Raw genomic sequence first — 20,027 nt, forward strand, 5'->3', positions numbered from 1 at the left:
AAATGCCAGACGCACCGAACATTTCAGCAAGCCTCTGAATACAGAGAATCATGTTCAGCAGAGGCTTCCATGCTTCTTTGAGTCTTGCTTCCATGGTGCTGAAATGCATTTCTTACCTTTTGTATGAGAAAATATTTGCACTCAAACTTTCCAAATTATACATGAAATTAATACAATTATTGAGTTTCGCAATTACCTGTTTCTTATTTTACTGTGGTCTCAATGATATTTTTCAAATCCCGAAAACTGTCGTGACGGATTTCTGTGGTAATCAGCTCCGCGTCCTCAATTCCTGCAAAGGTGACCGGCGATATCTGATTGAATTTGGCGGAATCTCCCAGAATATAGGGACGGCGGCACTGCATAACCCCTTTGCGTTTTACCATGGCTTCTTCAATGTCCGGAGTGGAAAATCCCGCGGTGCGGCTGATTCCGTTGGTTCCGAAAAAACCTGCGGTAAAATTAAACTTTTCCAGCTCGGATACGGTCTCGATTCCTACAATAGCTTCTGTGGACAGTTTGAACTTTCCGCCCAGGATATGGGCTTCACAGCCAATTTCCGCCAGCCGTCTGGCATGGCTGACAGCGTTGGTCACATACATCGCCTTTTTTTCCGTAATGAAATCAATCATCCGCTCTGTGGTGGTTCCTGCATCCAGATATACCAGATCTCCCGCCTTAATCAGGGAAGCCGCATATTTTGCTATGGCTGTCTTTTCCTCCCGGTTCAGATTCTTGCGGTATTCCACTTCCACATCTTTGCCGCTTGCGTAATAAGCATTGATAGCAGTGGCTCCTCCGTGCACCTTGTTCAGCCTTCCTTCTTCGTCCAGCAGACACAAATCCCTGCGGATGGTAGACTCGGATGCCTGCAAATGTTCTGTCAGCTCCTGAACCGTAACGCTGCCATTCTTTTCCACTAATTTCAGTATTTCTTCCAGTCTTTTTTCCAACAGCATTTTTGTTTCCTCGTTTGATTGGATTTGATTGTTTGTGGTTGTTTTTGATTGTAATTTTATGATACCATCATTTTCGGTCATTTTCAATCAAAACAATTCACAAAAATGCCGGAATGTTTTTGTGGATAATGAACAAAGGCACCCAGTACATATTTGTACTGAGTGCCTTATCGTGCGATGAATATTCAGACAATGCAGGATGCCTTAACCGACATCAGATGAGGTAAAGTTGTTTCCTCAGTCAATCCCGCTCAGCTCCTGATACAGCCGCTTTGCATGGCTATCTGTCATACCGCAGATATGGTCCGTTACCAGCAGCAGACGCAGATATAATTTTTCCCGCTCCTTTTCCTCTTTCGTAAGGGAAGACTCTTCCGCCTCCCTGGCAAAACGGTGATAAATGGCTTTATAATTATCGGACACCAGAGCCATCATTTTCCGCTGTACCTGGGTCAGGTCTTTTTGAGTATCGTAATACAGAACTGCCTGCACAAAATGTTCCAGCAGAAAATCAAACACCGACTGGGCCGCAATCTCCAGCTTCAGAATGGGCTTTATCTGAAAGGCATACCGATACGCAATATCCCCCAGCACATCCATCATGGGTTCCCCGTCTGTGCCTGTCAGCAAATCCTCCCCATGGGCTCCGTAAGTACCTGCCATCAGCTCACGGTAATGTTGGATAAAGCTGTCGGTGACAGCATTAATCATCCAGCCCTGAATATAGACTGTCCAGTTCTGCACCGCATTCACACCGGGCTGCTGCAGGCCCCGTTGTTTTGCCCGCTCATATTTCCCTTTCAGGCTGTCTGTCATCTTACGAAAACTTTCCCGCTGATTTTCCGGCAGTTTCTCCGATGCCTGCTCCAATTCTGCCGCCAGCTCCCCGTAAGACAGGCAGCCCTTTTTTACCGCGTCCTCAATATCGGCAGTTTTATAGGCAATATCGTCCGCCGCCTCCAGAACAAAAGCCAGAGGATGCCGGTTTCCGCAGGTGCCAAGGCTTTCCTGCAAGTCTGCAAACAGCTTCCGCTCCGCATAATAATAACCCAATTTATCATATCTGATATGAGAATCCTTTTTGATTTCCAGAGAAGAAGCCGGATATTTGATGATGGTGCCCAGCAACGCTTTTGTCAGGTTCATGCCATTTTCATCCACCAGATAATGGAGCCTGGCCACCAGCCGGAGGGCCTGGGCATTTCCCTCAATATGGTAAAAATCCTGCTGCATCTGTTCCGTCAGAATCTGGCTGAGGGGCTGCACTTCTCCGTTCTCCTTCTCATAGAAAATCCGGGGCAGATTTGCCCGGAACCAGTCCCGGATGGCCGTTTCTCCAAAATGCCCGAAGGGTGGATTCCCCATATCGTGCAGCAGTCCGGCACACTGGAGAATATCGCAGAGAGCGTTCTGATATTCCGGCAGAAACTCCCCGTCCATGTGCTCCATCAGCAGACGTTTGCTGATATTCTGCCCCAGAGATTTTGCAAAAGAGGAAACTTCCAGAGAATGGGTCAGGCGGGTGCGGATAAAATCGCTGTTATCCAGAGGGAATACCTGTGTCTTATCCTGCAGACGCCGGAAGGAAGCGCTTCCGATAATCCTGTGGTAATCCTTCTCATATTCCGTCCGAAAATCACCGGAGCCGGAGCCTTTGTAATTTCTCACTCTGTCATCGCAGAGCAGCCTTTTCCATTCCACCTTATTCCCTCTTTTCCATCTGCTCGTGTTCGGATTTGATTTCCTGAAACAGCTTCAGCACATTCCATTCCTGATTGGCCGGAGTCAGTATTGCCTTATAAGGTACGGGGCCGATTCCGGATTTGCGGATTGCCTTCAGCACCTCGTCCACCTGGGAACCGGAAAGTCCCGCCATCAGAATCATTTCTCCCGGCAGTCCTTCTCCGGTATAAACTTCCTCCACCGGCTGAATCTCTTTATTTCCCGCCAGATAACCTGCCGGCTGCAGATAATCTTCCAGGGCCACTTCCCTGATTTTCATGCGCAGGGGAAGCAGGGCCCTGGTCAGTTTGTTCCGTCTGTCTTTATCTGAAAAATGAAACAACAAAATTGTCTCTCTCATGTTTCCTCCTCCCAGTCCAGCAGCATACTGTTCATTTTCAGCCAGCTCCGGCGTTCCCGGCAGTCAGGCAGTATCTGTTCCACCAGCTTCCAGAACTGTCCGGAATGGTTCAGATATGCCAGATGGCACAGTTCATGCACCACCACATAATCCAGTATTTTTTCCGGAGCCATCACAAGCCTCCAGTTAAAATTCAGATTCCCCCTGCTGCTGCAGCTTCCCCACCGGGTCTTCTGATTACGGATGGCAATGCGGTTTACCGGCCCGATTTCTTTCCCCGCTTCCGACGCCAGCTGAAATACCGGCGGATAATATAAACTTACCTGTCCGGAAAATATCTGTCTGGCCTGCCGGATATACCATTCCTCCAGTTTCTGCTTTACCTGTTCCGGAGCTGCCCTTTCCGTCACCAGAATTCTTTCCCCGAAGTCCGGAATAATTCCTGATTTTCTTCCCGGCTGCAGTCCGGACGGAAAAACTTCCTGAACTGCCAGCCGGTAGGTTTCCCCTCGAAACAGAAAACAGTCCCCTTCCTGAAAGGTGTGGACCGGTTTCTTCAGCCTGCGCGTATGGAGTTCCGCGCGTTTTTCCTCAATCCAGTCTGATTTCTGATGGATAAACTGGTCTATCTGGTGTCTGGGCAGCCAGTTGGGCGCCTTCACCTGTATGTTTCCATCCTTTCCGATTACAATGGAAAGGCTCTTGCGTTTACTTCTTGTCAACTGATATGTCTCCATATTCGTTTTCATATTCCTGTCCTGCTCTTCTTATCATAAGCCTTCTGATACGTGATTATTATACCGATAACAAAACAGCTTGTCAAAATAATTATCCCTGTTCCGTACCATGTATTTTCCGGACAGCCGAATTTTTCCAAATACACTGATGCTCCAGCCTCCGGATTGTGGCGTCCTGCAGCCGGGCGGCATACCGGCGCAGAAACTCCCCGCAGTTTTGAATTCCCGGCTGTTCCATCATTTCCCTGCGCCAGATCAGAAGATCCAGATTTACCACTGTGGACAGGGAACAGCTTCGAATACACATGCCATAGGAATCCACCATATCAAGAGGAATCGGTGATACCCACATATAAGCTCCCGGCAGACGCTGCAGAAGGTCAATCTGACTGCCTCTGTCATATACATAAATCCTGCGCGGCGGCGTGCCGCGCAGGAGAGGATTAATACGCGCCATGCTCAGGGCAAGACTCTGCTGATCTCCATGCACAATTTCCGTATAACGGTACAAATCCTCCTGACGGATAACGGGAAGGGAGGCCATGGGATGATCGCCACGCATAATAAGCATCATTGTAAATTCCATCAGCCGCTCGGAACAGAGGCCTTTCTGTTCCAGCTTCTGAAGATAATAATTCTCGTAAAACACAGGCAGCCGAATCATCCCCAGCGCACTTTCTCCGCAAAGAACCTGTTCTATCGCTTCATCTGCATTGGTTTCATGCAGACGCAGAGATAATTTCTGATTTGAATCAAAGGTATGATTTATCCATTCCGACGCAGCACGCACGCAATAAGACGCGCGGCAGACCGAAAGGCCCATGGAATATACTTCCTCTGTTTTTTTGCCGATTTGCTCCAGTTTTTCCATTTTTGCCACAATGTCTCCCGCACAGGCCACAAACTGTTCTCCCTGCAGTGTCAGTTTTACGCCGGAAGGCGTACGGTCGAAAATTGTAATATGCAGTTCTTCTTCCACCTCCCGCACCATACTGCTCAGGTTGGACTGAGCACGGAACAGAACACGGGAAGCTCTGGTTATAGAGCCTTCTCTGGCAATGATAAGAATATTCTTCATCTGCTGCAGCGTCACCGTCAGAACATCTCCTTTCTCTGTCATAAATACCTAGGCATTTGCGAAACACCAGAACCCACATAAATACGGGATTCTCTTTGTTACAAAATAAAACAACTCCTCACTGGTCTGTGGTATAATTGAAATGTCCAGTAACAATTATCCATATCCACCAGTAAAGGAGTCGTATCTATATGATAACACATAAACAGCTCTCTTTGGCAGATATTTTTACCGATTGCCAAAATAAATTTGATAACGATAAATATGCGTTTCTTTCCATACTCGATGAAACCATCAACCTTGATGAAATTGTTCCGGTGTCTTTTGTTTCTCATTTTCATGCTGCCACCGGCAGACCCCGCAGGCATCTGCTTTACCCAATGCTGAAGGCTCTGTTACTACAGCTTATCTTCTCAATCCCAACAACATCCCTGCTGATCGTATTCCTGAAATACTCTCAGGAACTGCGGGACTTCTGCGGGTTTGACGTTGTCCCGGACGCCTCTAAATTCACCCGGTTCAAACAGGATTTTTTATCGGACTTACAATCCATGTTCGATCATCTTGTTGACTTGACCGAACCAATCTGCCATTGTATTGATACACAGAAAGCTTCCATGCTTCTCTTTGACACCTCCGGCATTGAGGCATGGGTTACAGAAAACAATCCCAAATATGCCAACCGTATCATCAAACAGCTGAAAGCCTTCAAAAAAGCAAAAGGGATGGCCGATTCCTTTGACCCTTATAAAGCCGCCTACGGCTCCATGCCTTCCCATGCTGCCGCCAGTCCAGCCATTCAGCAGATGTACATTAACGGGCATTTCTGTTATGCTTATAAATTCGGCATTATTACCAACGGACTCGGCATTGTCCGGGATATTTCCTTTTATAACAAGGACTTTCTTGCGGCTCATCCTGACATCATTGTTGGAAAAAAATCTGATTCCCCGGATGAAGATAAGAGTCTTGCCGATTCCAGGGCATTGATTCCCACTTTAAAGGATTTCTTTCGCAAGCATCCGCTTATCAATCCGAAAACTTTTCTGGGAGACGCCGCATTTGATTCCATTGAAATCTACAAATACCTGTTACAGGAAGCTTCCTTTGAGCAGGCTTACATTCCCCTCAACGGCAGAATCTCCCTTCCAAAATCCGACTGCCCGCTGAATAAGGACGGCATCCCCTGCTGCCCCAAAGACCCATCCCTTCCAATGAAACGGGAAGGAAGCAAATCCCATCTCCGCTGCGGACTGCCAACCATGAAGTTTGTATGCCCGAAAATGAAATGGGAATATGATAAATCAACCGGTAAAAGCAAACGCGTCTGCCACTGTGAAAATCCCTGTACGGAATCCCCCTGCGGCAGGATGTTTTATATTTATCCCGAGAAAAACCTGCGCGCCTATCCCGGTACGCTCCGTAGTACGGCCGGATGGGATTCCACCTATAAGATCAGGGTAACTGTTGAGAAATCAATCAACCATTTCAAGGACAGCTTCTGTGTTGCCGGGCGTAAAACGCAGAATGAAAAAACGCTTCATGCTGACCTGCTTCTCGCCGGGATTACCCAGCTTATTACAGTAATGGTGGCTGATAAACTGCACAGGCATCAATATATCCGCAGTTTAAAACCTCTGATTGCATAACCTTACATACCGCATACCATTTCACGGGCAGATAACCTTATCTGCTTTGTTTTCATGTCTTAAAACTCTTGTTATCCACATCCACCTCCTGTAAGCCCGGCTCAACCGGGCTTTTGCCCTATTGGAATCAAGATTTTGAACTTGTTTCGCAATTACCTATTTCTTTCATCCGCTCAGTGCATACACCATTTTCTGCCTTTCTCATATACTGTAGGGATAACGCAAATTGGAGGAAGCATATGGCAATATTATCCATTGCAATCCTGGGCGGCGACCTGCGTCAGTGTTATACCGCAGAATATCTTCATTCCTGCGGATGGAACGTAACCTGCTTCCACACCCCGGATTTCCCCTGCGATTCCAATATTATAACGGAACATTCTCTGTCTCAGGCCTTACAGGAGGCAGATATCATACTGCTGCCCACACCTGTATCCAAAGACGGAACCTCTCTGTTCCAGGCAGACACCGGCAAACCTCCCTGCCTCCTGGAAGAACTGTGGGCTTCTCTGCATTCCGGCCAGATTGTGGCAGCATACAGCCTTTCTCCGGAGCAGACCCATCTGCTGGAAGAAAGCCGCTGTCAGGCATGCCAGTTCTCCCGGCTGCCTTTGTTTGCCAGAGAAAACGCTCTGCTCACAGCAGAGGGGCTTCTGGGGGAGCTTATCCGTTATACCCCCTTTTCACTGGCTTCCGCCCGGATTCTCCTGCTGGGATACGGCTGCTGCGGCTCTGCCATCGCAGCCCTTCTTCATCCCCTGTGCCGCAGCATTTATGTGCTGGAACAGGATCGGGAACAGCAGATACTTGCCGAAAAAAAGGGAATCTGCCCCATTCAGGAAGAAGATTTTTCCACGGTGCTGCCCCATTGTAATATAGTAATCAACACTATCCCGGCATGGGTTCTTATGCCGGAACAAATCCGGGAACTTCCCGGTTCCTGCCATATTTTCGATATTGCTTCCCCGCCCTTTGGCTTTCCGGATGATATGACAGAAAAATACCTGCTGCCCTGTTTCCGCCTTCCGGGCCTTCCGGGACGGTTTTCTCCTGTCACCTCCGGACAGCTTATCGGAAAAATATTAGAAAGGATTACAGATTATGTCTTATGATTTTCATGATAAATCCATTGGTATCGGTTTTACCGGTTCCTTCTGCACTTACGAAAAAATTTTCGCTGCACTGGAAGAATTGAAAAACACCGGAGCCAGCCTGCTTCCGGTATTCTCCTCAAATGCTTCCAGTCTGGATTCCAGATTCGGCACCAGCGCTTCTTTTCTGGAGCGTGCCCGCGCCCTCACCGGTAAAGAGCCCATCACCACCATTCCGGGCGCGGAGCCCATCGGCCCCAAAGGACTGATGGATATTCTGGTTATCGCCCCCTGCACGGGAAATACTCTGTCCAAACTGGCCAACGGAATTTCCGACACTCCGGTGCTGATGGCAGCCAAATCCCACCTGCGCAACAACAGGCCTCTGGTACTCTCCCTGTCCACCAATGACGCTCTTGGCATGAACCTGAAAAATATAGGCATTTTACTGAATACCAAAAACATCTATTTCGTCCCCTTCGGACAGGATGATTATCAGGCGAAACCCAATTCCATGACTGCTTTTACGGATCTTCTGGCCGAAACTATCGACTGCGCCCTTTCCGGCAGGCAGATTCAGCCGGTCATCCGCAGCCCCCACGGACTGAATGCGATAAAGGTTTGAATTATCTGTCTCAGTTATGTATAATGAAACTATATCGGAAAAATTTCAGAAAGAAAAGAATACTATACAGATATGAAAAAGAATGCAGATAATGAAACATTACTGGCTGCCATACTGGGGCAGCAGGAAGAACCTGGACGGACGCAGAAATTATCCGTGGTGTGGCGCCTGAGTATCCCGGCCATTCTGGCCCAGCTTACCTCTATTATGATGCAGTACATCGACACTGCCATGGTGGGTAATCTGGGCGCAGGAGCTTCCGCGGCCATCGGCCTGGTTTCCACCACTACCTGGCTGCTGAACGGCCTGTGCAGTTCCCTCTCCACCGGCTTCTCTGTCCAGGCTGCCCAGAAAATCGGAGCCGGACAGGAACAGGAAGCCCGTAACATTCTAAAACACGCACTGATTACCGCACTGATTTTTTCCGGAATACTGATGACAGCAGGTATTGCAGTCAGCGGTTCTCTGCCTCTGTGGCTTGGCGCAGGAGAAGACATACGGCAAAATGCCTCCGGCTATTTTCTGATTTACGCCTGCTCCCTTCCGGCCTTTCAGCTAAACAGCCTGGCCGGCTCCATGCTGCAGTGCAGCGGAAATATGAAAACTCCCGCCATTCTGGATGCGGTGATGTGCGGTCTTGACGTGCTGTTCAACCTGCTGTTTATCTGGCTCTGGGGCGTACCCGGAGCGGCTCTTGGCACTGCCCTTGCCACTCTCGTCATCTGCGTCACAAAGCTGTGGATTGTCACATTCCGTTCTTCCGCTCTGCATATCCGTAAGAAAGAGCCCTGCCCGTTTCAGAAAAGCATCCTGCAGCGTACGGTTCGGATTGGACTTCCCATGGGGTTTGAGCACATGGCCATCTGCGGCGCCATGATTGCTTCTACACGTATTATTGCTCCCCTGGGTACCGTAGCCATTGCGGCAAATTCCATTGCTGTAACAGCCGAAAGCATCTGCTACATGCCCGGCTACGGTATTGCCGCTGCAGCAACCACCCTGACGGGTCAGAGCATTGGAGCAGGAAAAAAGCATCTGGCCAGGAGCTTCTCCAACCTGTCCATTTTGCTGGGCTGTCTGATTATGACGGGGGCCGGAATCCTGATGTATTTCCTGTGCCCGGTTATTTTCAGAATGCTGACGCCGGATATTCAGGTTCAGCAGCTTGCAGCAGAGGTACTGCGGATTGAATTATTTGCTGAGCCTCTGTTTGCCGCTTCCATCGTGGCCTCCGGCGCCCTCTGCGGCGCAGGGGACTCTCTGATTCCATGCCTGCTGAACCTTGCCAGTATCTGGGGCGTCCGGCTGACTCTGTCTGTCCTGCTGGTGGGACAATGGGGCCTTCCGGGAGTCTGGTTCGCCATGTGCGTGGAACTGTGCGTCCGGGGACTGCTGCTGGTCTTCCGGCAGCAGCGGTTCCGCTGGTGACAAAAGGTCCGGGAACATTCTCCGTGTAATACTCCGAATTTCCAGATTGGGGATGGCCAGATGATAACAGTTTCCATCCGGTTTCCCGCGCTGTGTCAGGTATCCTGTAGTAAATAAAAGGCTCCACAGATTTTCCATGGAACTGTACATATCTTTGTATGTAAGCTCCGGGCGGATTTCTTTTGTGATAACTTCCCCGGCAATAAGGCGTTCAATTTCCCGCTTTGTGGAGCCCTTGTCTGATGTCCGGATAAAACGCTTTACCGCATCATTGCTGCTGGTATTGGACCACTAATTCCGGGGCTGTGCTTCCGAATCTGCCCGGAGCAAATCGCAGTAATTGATCACATCCCAGGGACAGTACACCTGCACGCTGCCAAACTGATATCCGTCATACCATTCCCTGACCAGTCCGTATTTCTCAGACAATCCATAGTAATTCAGCAGTTCCCGCACCTCTCTGTCCGTAAATCCAAAATATTCGTCAAAACGCACGTCTTCGATGGACAGAATTTTCAGATTATTCAGTCCGGTAAAAATGCTCTCTCCGGAAATCCTCATGCACCCGGTCAGCACCGCAAACTGCAGACAGTCATTGGTTTTCAGCACCTGCTCAAACATGTTGCGGATCAAAAGAACCATCCGGTCAAAATATCCCTGCTCAAAGGCTTTTGCAAGGGGCACATCATATTCGTCAATCAGAAGGATTACCTGTCTTTTGTAATGCTTTTGGAGCAGTTCTGACAGAAGTTTCAAACTGCAGCACAAAGTCCCTTCTTCCATATCCTCCTGCAGAAGTCTGGAAAAAGCCTCTTTATCGTACCTGGTAAGCTGCCTGCTGTCGAAAAGATACTGACATCTTCTGGCCTCTGCCTGAATAAGCTGAACTGCCATACGGTATGCCGCCTCATAGGTTTCTCCATTGATGCTCTTCAGAGAAACAGAAATCACCGGAAACTGCCCCATATATTTCTCACACAATTCTGTTTCAGCGGAAATTTCCAGCCCCTGGAAAATCTCTTTCTCTCCGTTCAGTTCAAAAAAACTTTTCAGCATACTCATATTCAAAGACTTTCCGAACCTTCTGGGACGGGTAAACAGATTGACTTCTCCCCAGTTCTGAAGCAGTTCCCGGATTAAGCCTGTTTTATCCGTGTAATAAAATCCTTCTTTTCTGATTTTTTCAAACTTTTCAATCCCAATCGGAAGTTTTTTCTTCTCATCTACCGGTTTCACACCCCTTTCAGCCTTTACCGGTCAGATTACATACTTTTCAGCGTATATTCCATCATTTCATAATGGAGCCCGGAGCCCTCTGCAATCTCCGGCGGAAGCAGTGCCCGTGCCACGCATTTCAGTTCTTCCTGAGGATTGTCCTCCTGCTGAAGGTAAGCATAATCTCCGTCAATACGCGCCACCGTATATTCTATTGGTCCAAAATTCATGATTCCTCTCCTCTCTTCCTGGACAATGCCATAATATCCCGTACTTCTTCCAGGGGAATTCTGGTATAATCGCTCAGTTCCTGCATGGCCGGAATGGTTCCGTTCTCCTCTGCCAGAACCTTCCGCGCCTCATGAAGCAGATTGACTTTGGCCAGAATGGTATTCTCACCGTTGTCCATACCCTCCGTCTCCTGCCGGTACTGCTTCATGGATTCCCGCACACAGGATTCCAGCCTGTCCTCCAGGGTGTGACAGTCAGACAGCAGTTCGCCTCTCTGCTTTTCTGCCCCCAGCAGTTCTTCCATTCCAAGCAAAAGGCCCATGTTCCCTTCCTGTACCAGATCTTCCACCAGCACCCTGCCTGTCACATACTCCCCGGCAATCTCCGCAATCCGTTTCAGCCACTGGGCGGAAATATCGGAAACTGCATCCCGTTCTCCGGCCAGCAGTCTCCGGTACAAATCCATTCTGCTTTCTTCCGGCAAATCCGGGATTTTTCTGATTTCGTTAAGATACATCTGAAAATGACGGGAATGGAACGGTTTCTTTCTGCTGCCTCCGGAACTTTGTCCGGATGATTTTCCGGAAGGCTTTTCCGTTTCTTCCTCGGTATCTCCCGGACTTTCCTGCTGCTTTTGCAGATACTGATAAATCATTTCCTGCTGCTCCGGCGACAATTCCATATCTTTAAAATAACCCTGTATTTCTTCCCGTGACATTGGCAGGGGAGCAGTCTTTGCTATCTCCTGTACGGAACGAAGAATCTCCATGAATATATTTCTGTCTACCATAAAATCCTCCCTGCTATGGTTAAATTCATACATTTTTCAGTTTATATCATAGTAACATATTGGAAATCCCATAACAAGAGTGTAAAACCTGCTATTCTGTCTTCATTCTCACAGATTCACCGGAGGTCTGCAGCTTCCGTCCCGGCAAATATACAGAGTGGCCCGGTGATTGATTCTCTCATATTCCCTGCTCTCCTCCCACAGAACTACTATGTCCGCGTCTCTGCCATAGAGTTTCTGCAGCTTTTTCAAATCCTCTTCTTCCTTCAGCACGCATGTGATATGCTCCGGCGGATTCTGATACAGCAATGCGGCCAGCAGAGAAAAGCACTGGCCCGCCGGATACCTTTCCGCAAAAGCAGAGAGAAACTTCAGTTGTTTTTCGGCTTCTTCCCTCCAGAGTTCTCTCCCGGTAATCTGCCACAGTTTCACCAGATTATACGCCATCACAGAATTGCCGCCGGGAATGGCTCCGTCATATGTCTCCTTAAAATCGGCAATCAGCCTTTCATTCTCTAATCCGCAGAAATAAAATCCCCCCTTTTCATGATCTGCAAAAAGCTCCAGGGCCTTCCGGCAGTACCGTTCCGCCTGCTCCAGATAATTCTGCTCCAGAGCTCCGCCGTAAAGTTCAATAAGCCCGAAAATATAAAAGGCATAATCGGTCAGAAATCCCCTGCCCTGACAGCTTCCCTGACGGCAGCTTACAAACAGGGTATCGAATCCGGACTTCTGTTTTTCCAGAAATGCCAGAGCTGCTTTTGCCTGACGCAGATAACTTTCCTGTCCGAACACCCGGTACATTCTGGCAAAGGCCCCTATCATCAGCCCGTTCCAGGATGTGAGGATTTTGTCATCCAGAAACAGGCTGTGACGGTGCTTCCGATAAGCATACACCTTGGGCAGAAGCCGCTCCGGCTCCGTATGAGAATAATCGCTTTCTGCGCCTTTCCCTGTTTCTTCTTCCAGATCATCCCCGAGACGGTTGGGAATACTTCCTCCTTCAAAATTCCCTTCTGCAGTAATATTAAAATATTCATTGAATTTTTTCCCGGCAGAAGCCCCCAGCAGCGACGTAAGTTCCTCGCTGGCAAATACATAGTACTTTCCTTCCACTCCCTGACAGTCCGCATCCTGGGCAGAATAGAATCCCCCGTGGGAATCCGTCATTTCACGCTGAATATACTGGGCTGTTTTGCGCACCACTTCCCGGTAGATTTCTTTTCCGGTAAGAGAATAGGCCTGGGTATACGCCATAAGCAGCAGCCCATTGTCATACAGCATTTTTTCAAAATGGGGCACCAGAAAATATTTATCCGTGGAATACCGGGAAAACCCGCCGCCGATATGGTCAAAAATTCCGCCCCGATACATCTGTATCAGGGTTTTTTCCGCCATTTCAAGGGCCCTCCTGTCCCGGTTCACCCTGTAATATTCCATCAGAAACATCAGATTATGGGCCATGGGAAACTTCGGCGCGTCTCCAAATCCTCCGTTACTCTCATCAAAATTCTTCTTAAACCACCGAACGGCGTGAAGGGACAAATGCTGCCAGGACAACTCTGAGTCCCGCACATTCTGTTCCTCCCGGAGCTGTCCGTTCAGGACGTCCGCTGACTGCAGCAACTTCTCCCGCTCCTGACGCCAGCGACTATTTACCGCCCGCAGCAAATCCAGAAACCCAATTCTTCCATAAGAGCCATGTTTGGGAAAATACGTCCCCGCATAAAAGGGCTTTTGCTCCGGCGTCAGAAAAATACTGGCAGGCCACCCGCCGTTTCCGGTAAACAGCACACATGCATCCATATAAATACTGTCAATATCCGGCCGCTCTTCCCGGTCCACTTTTATGGAAATAAAATTCCGGTTCAGTTCTTCCGCCACCTCTTTATCTTCAAAGCTCTCATTGGCCATCACATGGCACCAGTGGCAGGTGCTGTAGCCAATACTCAGAAAAACCGGCTTGTCTTCTGCTTTTGCCCGTGCAAAAGCCTCCTCACACCAGGGATACCAGTCAACCGGTTGCCAGGAATGCTGTAATAAATAGGGACTTGTCTGATTTTTTAAATGATTTCTCAGTTTTATCACCTCAGTTTCAAATACTTCTGTCATATCGGTTTTTAGTATCTGTTTTTTCTGTAATTCCAAAACTGTAAAATTATGGTATTCTATGACCTGTATACTCTGAACCTGCCGCATTAATAATCAAAAACCCCGGAACACGCAGCGTCTGCATGTTCCATGGGGTTTGCATTTATTTTCCTTCTGTATCCGGTTCTGCAGCGGCCTCTTCCGGGACTTCGCCTTCCACTGTCTCAGGTTCCTCCTTAGCTGCAGTTTCTGTCTCCCTGTCCGGTTCTCCGGCAGTTTCTTCCTGTTCCGGCACTTCTTCCATTCTCTCAGTTTCTCCCGGCTCCCGCACTTTTTCCATTCTCTCAGTTTCTTCCGGCTCCCGCACTTCTTCCATTCTCTCAGTTTCTTCCGGCTCCGGTGTTATTTCCTCCTTCGACATCCATTCATCTTCGGCCGGATGTTTCTCTGTTTTCCGGAACTTTGTCAGAAACGTCTCTTTTTTCTCCAGCAGTGCCTGCTGTTTTTCTGATTTATCCTGAAGTCTCTGCTGTCTTTTTTCTTCTTTGTCCAGCAGCTTCTGCTGCTTTTCTGTTTCTTTTTCCAGCAGTTTCTGCTGTTTTGCCGCTTCTTTTTCCAGCAGTTTTTTCTGCTGTTTCTCTGATTTCACTCTGGACTTCTGATTTTTCCGCACTTCTTTTCTGGCAGTCTTTTCAATTTCCCGCAAGGTATCTTTAGCTACGCCCACCTTCCGTTTCTCTTTCCGATAGGGATTATAACAGAAATAAGCTGCTGTTCCCATCACAAGGACACAGAGACCGAACAGGGCCAAAACCGGCAGCAGCATATGGTATTCCGGATATTCCAGCTCAAAGCAGACGAATACCACCATCATCAGGGGAAACATCAGAAGATACAGGATTCTGCAGAGCAAATCCAGCAGCTTTCCTCTTTTTTTCTCCTGTGTCAGCAATGCGCCTTCAATTCCGGAAAATGCAATCATAAACAGACAGATCTGCGACTGAAATCCATGAAGAATACCGCATAATACCACCAGTACCACAGACAGCAGAAACAGAGAAAATGCACAGCCCTGATAATAGGCGTTGCGGTATTCCCGGATTCCCTGGAGTTTATCTTCTGTGATACCGTACATGGCATAAACCTGAGCGTCCATATGTTCCTGAAATTCCTGATTATATTTCCGGGCCTCTCTGGTCCGCTCCATATTATTCTCAATGGACTGATTCAGCCTGTCCAGCACGTCCTGTTCCTGCCGGATTTGCTCAAACAGTGCGTCCTCCGCCTCCCGCTGCTTCTGAATCTGGCTGTAAATCCATTCTGTCTTCTGTATTCTCAGGTTTTCCTGCTTTTGCTTTTGTTCCAGCTCTCCCATCTTCTTTCCTCTCTCTGTAAAATCCCTGTGCGTTACCTGTCCTGCTTCAGCTCCTCCCAGGGGATTTCCCGGTCTTTAAAATAATATTCCCGGTCATGCTCATTGATTCCCCGCATCACCCGGCAGGGATTTCCTGCTGCAACCACATTGGAAGGAATATCCCTGGTAACCACGCTTCCGGCGCCGATTATGGTATTGTCACCAATGCTGACTCCGGGCATAATGACTGCTCCGGCCCCAATCCAGCAATTTCTGCCGATATGCACCGGCATATTATACTGGTAAAGCTGTTCCCTGAGTTCCGGCAATATGGGGTGCCCTGCTGTGGCAATGGTAACATTCGGCCCAAACATGGTATAATCCCCAATGTATATATGGGTATCATCCACACAGGTCAGGTGATAATTTGCATAGACCATCTTTCCGAAATGACAATGCTTTCCGCCGAAATTTGCATAAAAAGGCGCTTCTATATAAACACCCTCGCCGCAATCTCCCAAAATGTCTTTCAGTATTTCGGCCCGTTTCTCCGATTCCGATGGTCTGGTCTGATTATATTCCCACAGCTTATCCTGACAGACAACCTGCTCTTTTATAATTTCTTCATCCCCCGGTAAATACAGCTCCCCGGTATGCAGTCTCTCTTTCATTTCACCCATCAGTACTGCCTCCCATATAAAAATGATTCAAATCCACTGGATTTTTCTTAATACTAACATACAATCTTTCTCTTTTCAACATTACCTGGAATTCTGTCGTAAAAATAATTTTTTAATACGGTCACCACAGGATATAAGAGCAACGGAAAAAGGCACCGGCCAAATGCCGATGCCTCACTTTATTTTCCTGATTTTTCACTGTCTCACGCGACACGTTAATTTGTACATATTTTTATATTCCAAACATTTTTCTTATGCTTTCTACTTCTTCTGACTTGCACCCGACTTCTGCCGCGATCTGCTCATTTGTAAGCTCCGGATTGCTTTTCACTGTCTGAAAAATTCTTCCAGACAGAATCAATCCTTCCTGTCTTCCTTCCTGTCTTCCTTCCTGCCTCCCTTTTGTTCTTCCCCGCTGTTCCGCTTCCTGCTGCTTCACCTGGATATCTTCCTCGTAGCTGTACTCCGCAATCAACATGTTTTCGACCTCGCTTCCTTTCCGTTTCAGATAATCCGCCAGTATTCCGTGAGCAATACATTCCCTGATCGCATTCTTAATTGCGCTTTCTTCACCGGAATGCCCCCTCACCGTGTCAATAAACTGGCTGTATTCTCTCAATACGTCACATTTTTTCAGGAGTTCATGCGCCTTATCAGAATTAATATTGATGACTTTCACTTTTAATTCCACAGAATTGTTCCCTGCTGGATTTATAAATGCATCTGACAATTTCAATTCCTGCTCTAATGGCTGTTCCTTTTGTCCATTGTAGAACGTATAAAATTCTGGTGTAGGTATCCTGACCAGTGTTGTCCTGTAACGGGCTTGTTTATCAATCAGTTGTTCATACGCCCTTCCCACATATAACAGGCATCTGAGCGGCATGTTCGGGTTCACGCTACTTTGATGTTCCCCCAAAACAAGCACCTGACCATTTACTTCAAAGGAAATATCATTTTTAAAATTCTTATACAGAACATCCTCAATTTTTACTTTCCGGATTACTTTCTCATCCTGATATTCTGTATCATGCAATGCATTATATAAACTCAGCAGATTCTTTTTTGCTGTCTCATCCTGATAGAACAGATCCACGAAAAGACTGTCCTTATATTCACGGTTCTCCTTTTCCATTATTATATACTGCCTTTCTTTTCTCTTATACTACCACATTTCAATTTCTGTTTCAATTATGCTTTTACGACTCTTTACTCTTTACTTCATCCTTGATACATTTCCCACTTCAACTTCCTGAATTCCTCAATCCTGAGGGACGCCGGATATTTTGTGGATGTCCGTTTCGCGCGAATCAAAACAGAGTGCAGGAGAATAAAAAAAGACTTATCATACCGTGAAATAAGCCTTTTTACAAATGCCGCAGACCGGAATCGAACCGGTACGATGTCGCCACCACAGGATTTTAAGTCCTGCGCGTCTGCCAGTTCCGCCACTGCGGCAAAATACTATTCTTTTCTTATTCAAATTTAAAAATAATGGATGGAGAAGGATTCGAACCTTCGAAGGCGTTGCCAACAGATTTACAGTCTGCCCCCTTTGGCCACTCGGGAATCCATCCATATTGTGCAGGATTTGCAATGCTGCCTGTCCTGACAATAATGTATTATAGCATATGATTTTTCCACATGCAAGATTAATCTGAAAATATCTTTATAAAAATGTAACAGATCGTTACTGTTCAGCCCGTTTATAGCCTGTTATACTACAGATTTTTCAGAATCACCGCACAGTTGGGCGGAAGATTCAGCTTAATACGCCCGTTATGGACTTCATGAATCACAGAAGCAGTAGAATAGCCTTCCGGCGTGGTAAACATAATCTGCTCCAGTCTGGTTTCCCTGTCCAGTCCGACGGGCCAGACTCTCCATTCCATATCACGGGCCACATAGTCATTATTTATGACAACAACAAACTGCTGATAACGGTTAAACCTTCCATAACACATAACCTGATAATCTCCGCCCAGAAATTTCAGCGAGCCGGTACGCAGTGCTTCGTACCGCTTATGAATCCGGATGATATCCCGATGAAATTCCAGCAGTTCCTGGTCTTCCTGGCCCCAGGGATATGTTCTGCGGTTATCCGGGTCTGTAAATCCCACTGCTCCGGCCTCATCTCCATAATAGATAGTGGGAGCTCCCGGCCAGGTCATCTGCACCACCACCGCTTCTTTCATCACGCCCTTGTTGATATTTTCTCCTGCTGCAGCGCTGCCAAGGGCGTCCACACGTCCTACCTTGTGATTGGTACGGGTCAGAAATCTGGAATGGTCATGGTTGGAAAGCTCATTCATGGCACACTGCAGTGAGGGGGTCATAAAACGTGTCATATAATAATTCATGGCGCCCTCAAAATTCTGGAAATTCCCCAGCATATCCTGCCGGTATCCGTCGCTGTGCTTTTCCATACCGGTGAGAAACCAGGTCAGAGGCTCCATAAAGGCGTCGTAATTCATTACCGTATCCCACTGGTCGCCCCGCAGCCACTCCACCGGGTCACCGTAATGCTCCGCCAGCACAATGGCCTCCGGATTGGCTTCCTTCACCGCATTCCGGAAATCCCGCCAGAACTGATGGTTAAATTCCACAGAATGGCCCAGATCTGCCGCCACATCCAGACGCCAGCCATCTGCATTGTAAGGAGGAGATACCCATTTCTTTCCGATTTCCAGAATATAATCATACAGTTCCTGAGAACCTTCATAGTTCAGCTTAGGCAGAGTATCATGCCCCCACCAGCCGTCATATGTTTTATTGTAAGGCCAGCAGTTTTCGTCATGGAACTGAAAGAAATTCCGGTAAGGACTGTCCTCGGAAATATAAGCACCGGTGGCATATCCCACTTCCTTTTCATAAATCAGTTCACGGTCCAGCCATTTATTAAAGGAGCCGCAGTGATTGAATACGCCGTCCAGTATCACCCGCATACCCCGTCTGTGAGCCTCTGCCACCAGACAGGCAAACAACTCATTACTGGCCTCCAGATTCTTAACGTCAGAAACTCGCTTAATATACCTGGTGGCCTTTGCATTATCTGTTTCCCCCGGAGGCAGTTCTTCCCCTCCGTCTTCAATAATCACACCGTAATGAGGGTCAATATAGTCGTAATCCTGTATGTCATATTTATGGTTGGAAGGCGAGACAAACAGGGGATTGAAATACAGAACCTCGACGCCAAGATCCTGCAGATAATTCAGTTTTTTCATAACTCCCGCCAGGTCGCCGCCGTAAAATTCGCCCACGCCAAAATTTTCCGGACATTTATCCCAGTCATCCACACCCTGACTGTATACCTTGATATAGTAGTATTCATTGGTCTTTACATCATTGGAAGTATCTCCATTGCAAAAACGATCCACCAGTATCTGATACATTACGGCTCCCTTTGCCCAGTCAGGTGTGGAAAATCCAGGCACAATGGCAAAAGCATATTCCGGGCGCACCTGCGGGGTCACCCCCATCCGGTCATAATAGCAGTGAAGCATACCTGCCGCTATCTCAAAATAGTACCGGTATTCTGCTGTCTCAAGCTGCACCTGGGTGCGGTAATAGTCAAATTCTCCTCTTGTTTCTTCTTTGTCCATGGGAACCTTTCCCTGTTCCGTGCACAGCCAGACAATGTCCACATTATTTTTTGCTGTACGGAACGTAAGAGTAACTTTTTCATTCACTCCGGGTTCCGGCGGATTTCTGTAATCCCTGGTACCGTCAGAAAACAATGCATGTTTTCGCAGCAGGGGACGCATCTGCATCATATACTGTTGTCTCTGGTTCAGTTCATAAATGGAATATTTGCTCATGGTTCTACCTCTTTTTTATCATAATCGGCAATGTTTCACGAGTTTCCTACCATGGTTTTATTTCATCTGATACAGAAAATCCGAAAGATTTCCTGTTATGTAAAAAAGGCAGCTTTTTCACGGCTGCCTTTTTTAGGAGAAGGTATTTTTACTATGGGGTGTAGCAAAAACTATATAATGTATTGGGGGGTTTTTACA

General features: G+C 47.6%; 15 protein-coding genes, 2 tRNA genes and 2 pseudogenes. 4 read left to right on the forward strand and 15 right to left on the reverse strand.

What is annotated here, in order from left to right; genetic code table 11:
• Window positions 1–203: 203 nt before the first annotated feature.
• From VSQ32_14035 to VSQ32_14055, 5 genes are all read right to left on the reverse strand, one after another.
• A complete protein-coding gene (locus tag VSQ32_14035) occupies window positions 204–959 on the reverse strand; it encodes a DeoR/GlpR family DNA-binding transcription regulator (protein MEH2943949.1) in 756 nt (251 codons plus the stop codon).
• 237 nt (window positions 960–1,196) lie between these two features.
• Entirely contained in the window at window positions 1,197–2,660 is a 1,464-nt protein-coding gene (locus VSQ32_14040) for a deoxyguanosinetriphosphate triphosphohydrolase (GenBank protein MEH2943950.1), read from the reverse strand.
• Between the two features lies 1 nt (window position 2,661).
• Window positions 2,662–3,042 (reverse strand): DUF3783 domain-containing protein, encoded by a 381-nt coding sequence (locus tag VSQ32_14045; GenBank protein MEH2943951.1) that lies wholly within the window; start codon window positions 3,040–3,042, stop codon window positions 2,662–2,664.
• Window positions 3,039–3,791: a SprT family zinc-dependent metalloprotease gene (locus VSQ32_14050; protein ID MEH2943952.1), complete on the reverse strand. Its 753-nt coding sequence runs from the start codon at window positions 3,789–3,791 to the stop codon at window positions 3,039–3,041. The genes VSQ32_14045 and VSQ32_14050 overlap by 4 nt, the downstream gene beginning before the upstream one ends.
• Before the next feature lie 79 nt (window positions 3,792–3,870).
• Window positions 3,871–4,899 carry a LysR family transcriptional regulator gene (locus tag VSQ32_14055; GenBank protein ID MEH2943953.1) on the reverse strand — a complete coding sequence of 343 codons (1,029 nt, stop codon included), beginning with the start codon at window positions 4,897–4,899 and terminating at the stop codon, window positions 3,871–3,873.
• Between the two features lie 149 nt (window positions 4,900–5,048).
• Here VSQ32_14055 and VSQ32_14060 point away from each other — a divergent pair.
• The 4 genes and pseudogenes from VSQ32_14060 to VSQ32_14075 all read left to right on the forward strand — a co-directional run bounded on the left by VSQ32_14060 (window position 5,049) and on the right by VSQ32_14075 (window position 9,650).
• Window positions 5,049–6,444, forward strand: a pseudogene (locus VSQ32_14060) (transposase).
• A 301-nt stretch (window positions 6,445–6,745) separates the two neighbouring features.
• A complete protein-coding gene (locus VSQ32_14065; protein MEH2943954.1) occupies window positions 6,746–7,618 on the forward strand; it encodes a dipicolinate synthase subunit DpsA in 873 nt (290 codons plus the stop codon).
• The gene (locus tag VSQ32_14070; protein MEH2943955.1) at window positions 7,608–8,222 is read left to right on the forward strand and encodes a dipicolinate synthase subunit B; all 615 of its coding nucleotides are present in this window, start codon (window positions 7,608–7,610) and stop codon (window positions 8,220–8,222) included. Before VSQ32_14065 ends, VSQ32_14070 begins: the two co-directional genes overlap by 11 nt.
• 72 nt (window positions 8,223–8,294) lie before the next feature.
• Window positions 8,295–9,650 (forward strand): MATE family efflux transporter, encoded by a 1,356-nt coding sequence (locus VSQ32_14075; GenBank protein MEH2943956.1) that lies wholly within the window; start codon window positions 8,295–8,297, stop codon window positions 9,648–9,650.
• Window positions 9,651–9,677: 27 nt separating this feature from the next.
• Here the strand turns inward: VSQ32_14075 and VSQ32_14080 are convergent.
• The 10 genes and pseudogenes from VSQ32_14080 to VSQ32_14125 form a co-directional block, all read right to left on the reverse strand.
• Window positions 9,678–10,886 (reverse strand): annotated as a pseudogene (locus VSQ32_14080) (AAA family ATPase).
• A 26-nt stretch (window positions 10,887–10,912) separates the two neighbouring features.
• Window positions 10,913–11,095: a chorismate--pyruvate lyase gene (locus VSQ32_14085; protein MEH2943957.1), complete on the reverse strand. Its 183-nt coding sequence runs from the start codon at window positions 11,093–11,095 to the stop codon at window positions 10,913–10,915.
• Window positions 11,092–11,886: a hypothetical protein gene (locus VSQ32_14090; protein ID MEH2943958.1), complete on the reverse strand. Its 795-nt coding sequence runs from the start codon at window positions 11,884–11,886 to the stop codon at window positions 11,092–11,094. Before VSQ32_14090 ends, VSQ32_14085 begins: the two co-directional genes overlap by 4 nt.
• A gap of 108 nt (window positions 11,887–11,994) precedes the next feature.
• On the reverse strand, window positions 11,995–13,998 hold the full coding sequence (locus VSQ32_14095) for a thioredoxin domain-containing protein (GenBank protein ID MEH2943959.1): 2,004 nt from the start codon (window positions 13,996–13,998) through the stop codon (window positions 11,995–11,997).
• A gap of 142 nt (window positions 13,999–14,140) precedes the next feature.
• A complete protein-coding gene (locus VSQ32_14100) occupies window positions 14,141–15,352 on the reverse strand; it encodes a hypothetical protein (GenBank protein MEH2943960.1) in 1,212 nt (403 codons plus the stop codon).
• Between the two features lie 32 nt (window positions 15,353–15,384).
• Window positions 15,385–16,011 carry a sugar O-acetyltransferase gene (locus VSQ32_14105; GenBank protein ID MEH2943961.1) on the reverse strand — a complete coding sequence of 209 codons (627 nt, stop codon included), beginning with the start codon at window positions 16,009–16,011 and terminating at the stop codon, window positions 15,385–15,387.
• Between the two features lie 232 nt (window positions 16,012–16,243).
• The gene (locus VSQ32_14110; protein MEH2943962.1) at window positions 16,244–17,146 is read right to left on the reverse strand and encodes an Rpn family recombination-promoting nuclease/putative transposase; all 903 of its coding nucleotides are present in this window, start codon (window positions 17,144–17,146) and stop codon (window positions 16,244–16,246) included.
• Window positions 17,147–17,385: 239 nt separating this feature from the next.
• Window positions 17,386–17,469 (reverse strand) — tRNA-Leu (locus VSQ32_14115).
• Window positions 17,470–17,506: 37 nt separating this feature from the next.
• Window positions 17,507–17,588, reverse strand: a tRNA-Tyr gene (locus VSQ32_14120).
• Window positions 17,589–17,732: 144 nt separating this feature from the next.
• Window positions 17,733–19,829, reverse strand: a complete 2,097-nt coding sequence (locus tag VSQ32_14125) for a glycoside hydrolase family 13 protein (GenBank protein MEH2943963.1) — start codon at window positions 19,827–19,829, stop codon at window positions 17,733–17,735.
• Window positions 19,830–20,027: the final 198 nt, after the last annotated feature.

The organism is Lachnospiraceae bacterium JLR.KK002, from assembly GCA_036941025.1.
In the GTDB taxonomy this organism is placed as follows: Bacteria; Bacillota; Clostridia; order Lachnospirales; family Lachnospiraceae; genus Petralouisia.

What these genes read in the sequence shown, in the direction of transcription:
- VSQ32_14075 (MEH2943956.1), top strand. Translation starts at nt 8,295, where the DNA reads ATGAAAAAGAATGCAGATAATGAAACATTACTGGCTGCCATACTGGGG.
- VSQ32_14105 (MEH2943961.1), bottom strand. Translation starts at nt 16,011, where the DNA reads ATGGGTGAAATGAAAGAGAGACTGCATACCGGGGAGCTGTATTTACCG.
- VSQ32_14090 (MEH2943958.1), bottom strand. Translation starts at nt 11,886, where the DNA reads ATGGTAGACAGAAATATATTCATGGAGATTCTTCGTTCCGTACAGGAG.
- VSQ32_14085 (MEH2943957.1), bottom strand. Translation starts at nt 11,095, where the DNA reads ATGAATTTTGGACCAATAGAATATACGGTGGCGCGTATTGACGGAGAT.
- VSQ32_14095 (MEH2943959.1), bottom strand. Translation starts at nt 13,998, where the DNA reads ATGACAGAAGTATTTGAAACTGAGGTGATAAAACTGAGAAATCATTTA.
- VSQ32_14035 (MEH2943949.1), bottom strand. Translation starts at nt 959, where the DNA reads ATGCTGTTGGAAAAAAGACTGGAAGAAATACTGAAATTAGTGGAAAAG.
- VSQ32_14050 (MEH2943952.1), bottom strand. Translation starts at nt 3,791, where the DNA reads ATGAAAACGAATATGGAGACATATCAGTTGACAAGAAGTAAACGCAAG.
- VSQ32_14110 (MEH2943962.1), bottom strand. Translation starts at nt 17,146, where the DNA reads ATGGAAAAGGAGAACCGTGAATATAAGGACAGTCTTTTCGTGGATCTG.
- VSQ32_14070 (MEH2943955.1), top strand. Translation starts at nt 7,608, where the DNA reads ATGTCTTATGATTTTCATGATAAATCCATTGGTATCGGTTTTACCGGT.
- VSQ32_14125 (MEH2943963.1), bottom strand. Translation starts at nt 19,829, where the DNA reads ATGAGCAAATATTCCATTTATGAACTGAACCAGAGACAACAGTATATG.
- VSQ32_14065 (MEH2943954.1), top strand. Translation starts at nt 6,746, where the DNA reads ATGGCAATATTATCCATTGCAATCCTGGGCGGCGACCTGCGTCAGTGT.
- VSQ32_14045 (MEH2943951.1), bottom strand. Translation starts at nt 3,042, where the DNA reads ATGAGAGAGACAATTTTGTTGTTTCATTTTTCAGATAAAGACAGACGG.
- VSQ32_14100 (MEH2943960.1), bottom strand. Translation starts at nt 15,352, where the DNA reads ATGGGAGAGCTGGAACAAAAGCAAAAGCAGGAAAACCTGAGAATACAG.
- VSQ32_14055 (MEH2943953.1), bottom strand. Translation starts at nt 4,899, where the DNA reads ATGACAGAGAAAGGAGATGTTCTGACGGTGACGCTGCAGCAGATGAAG.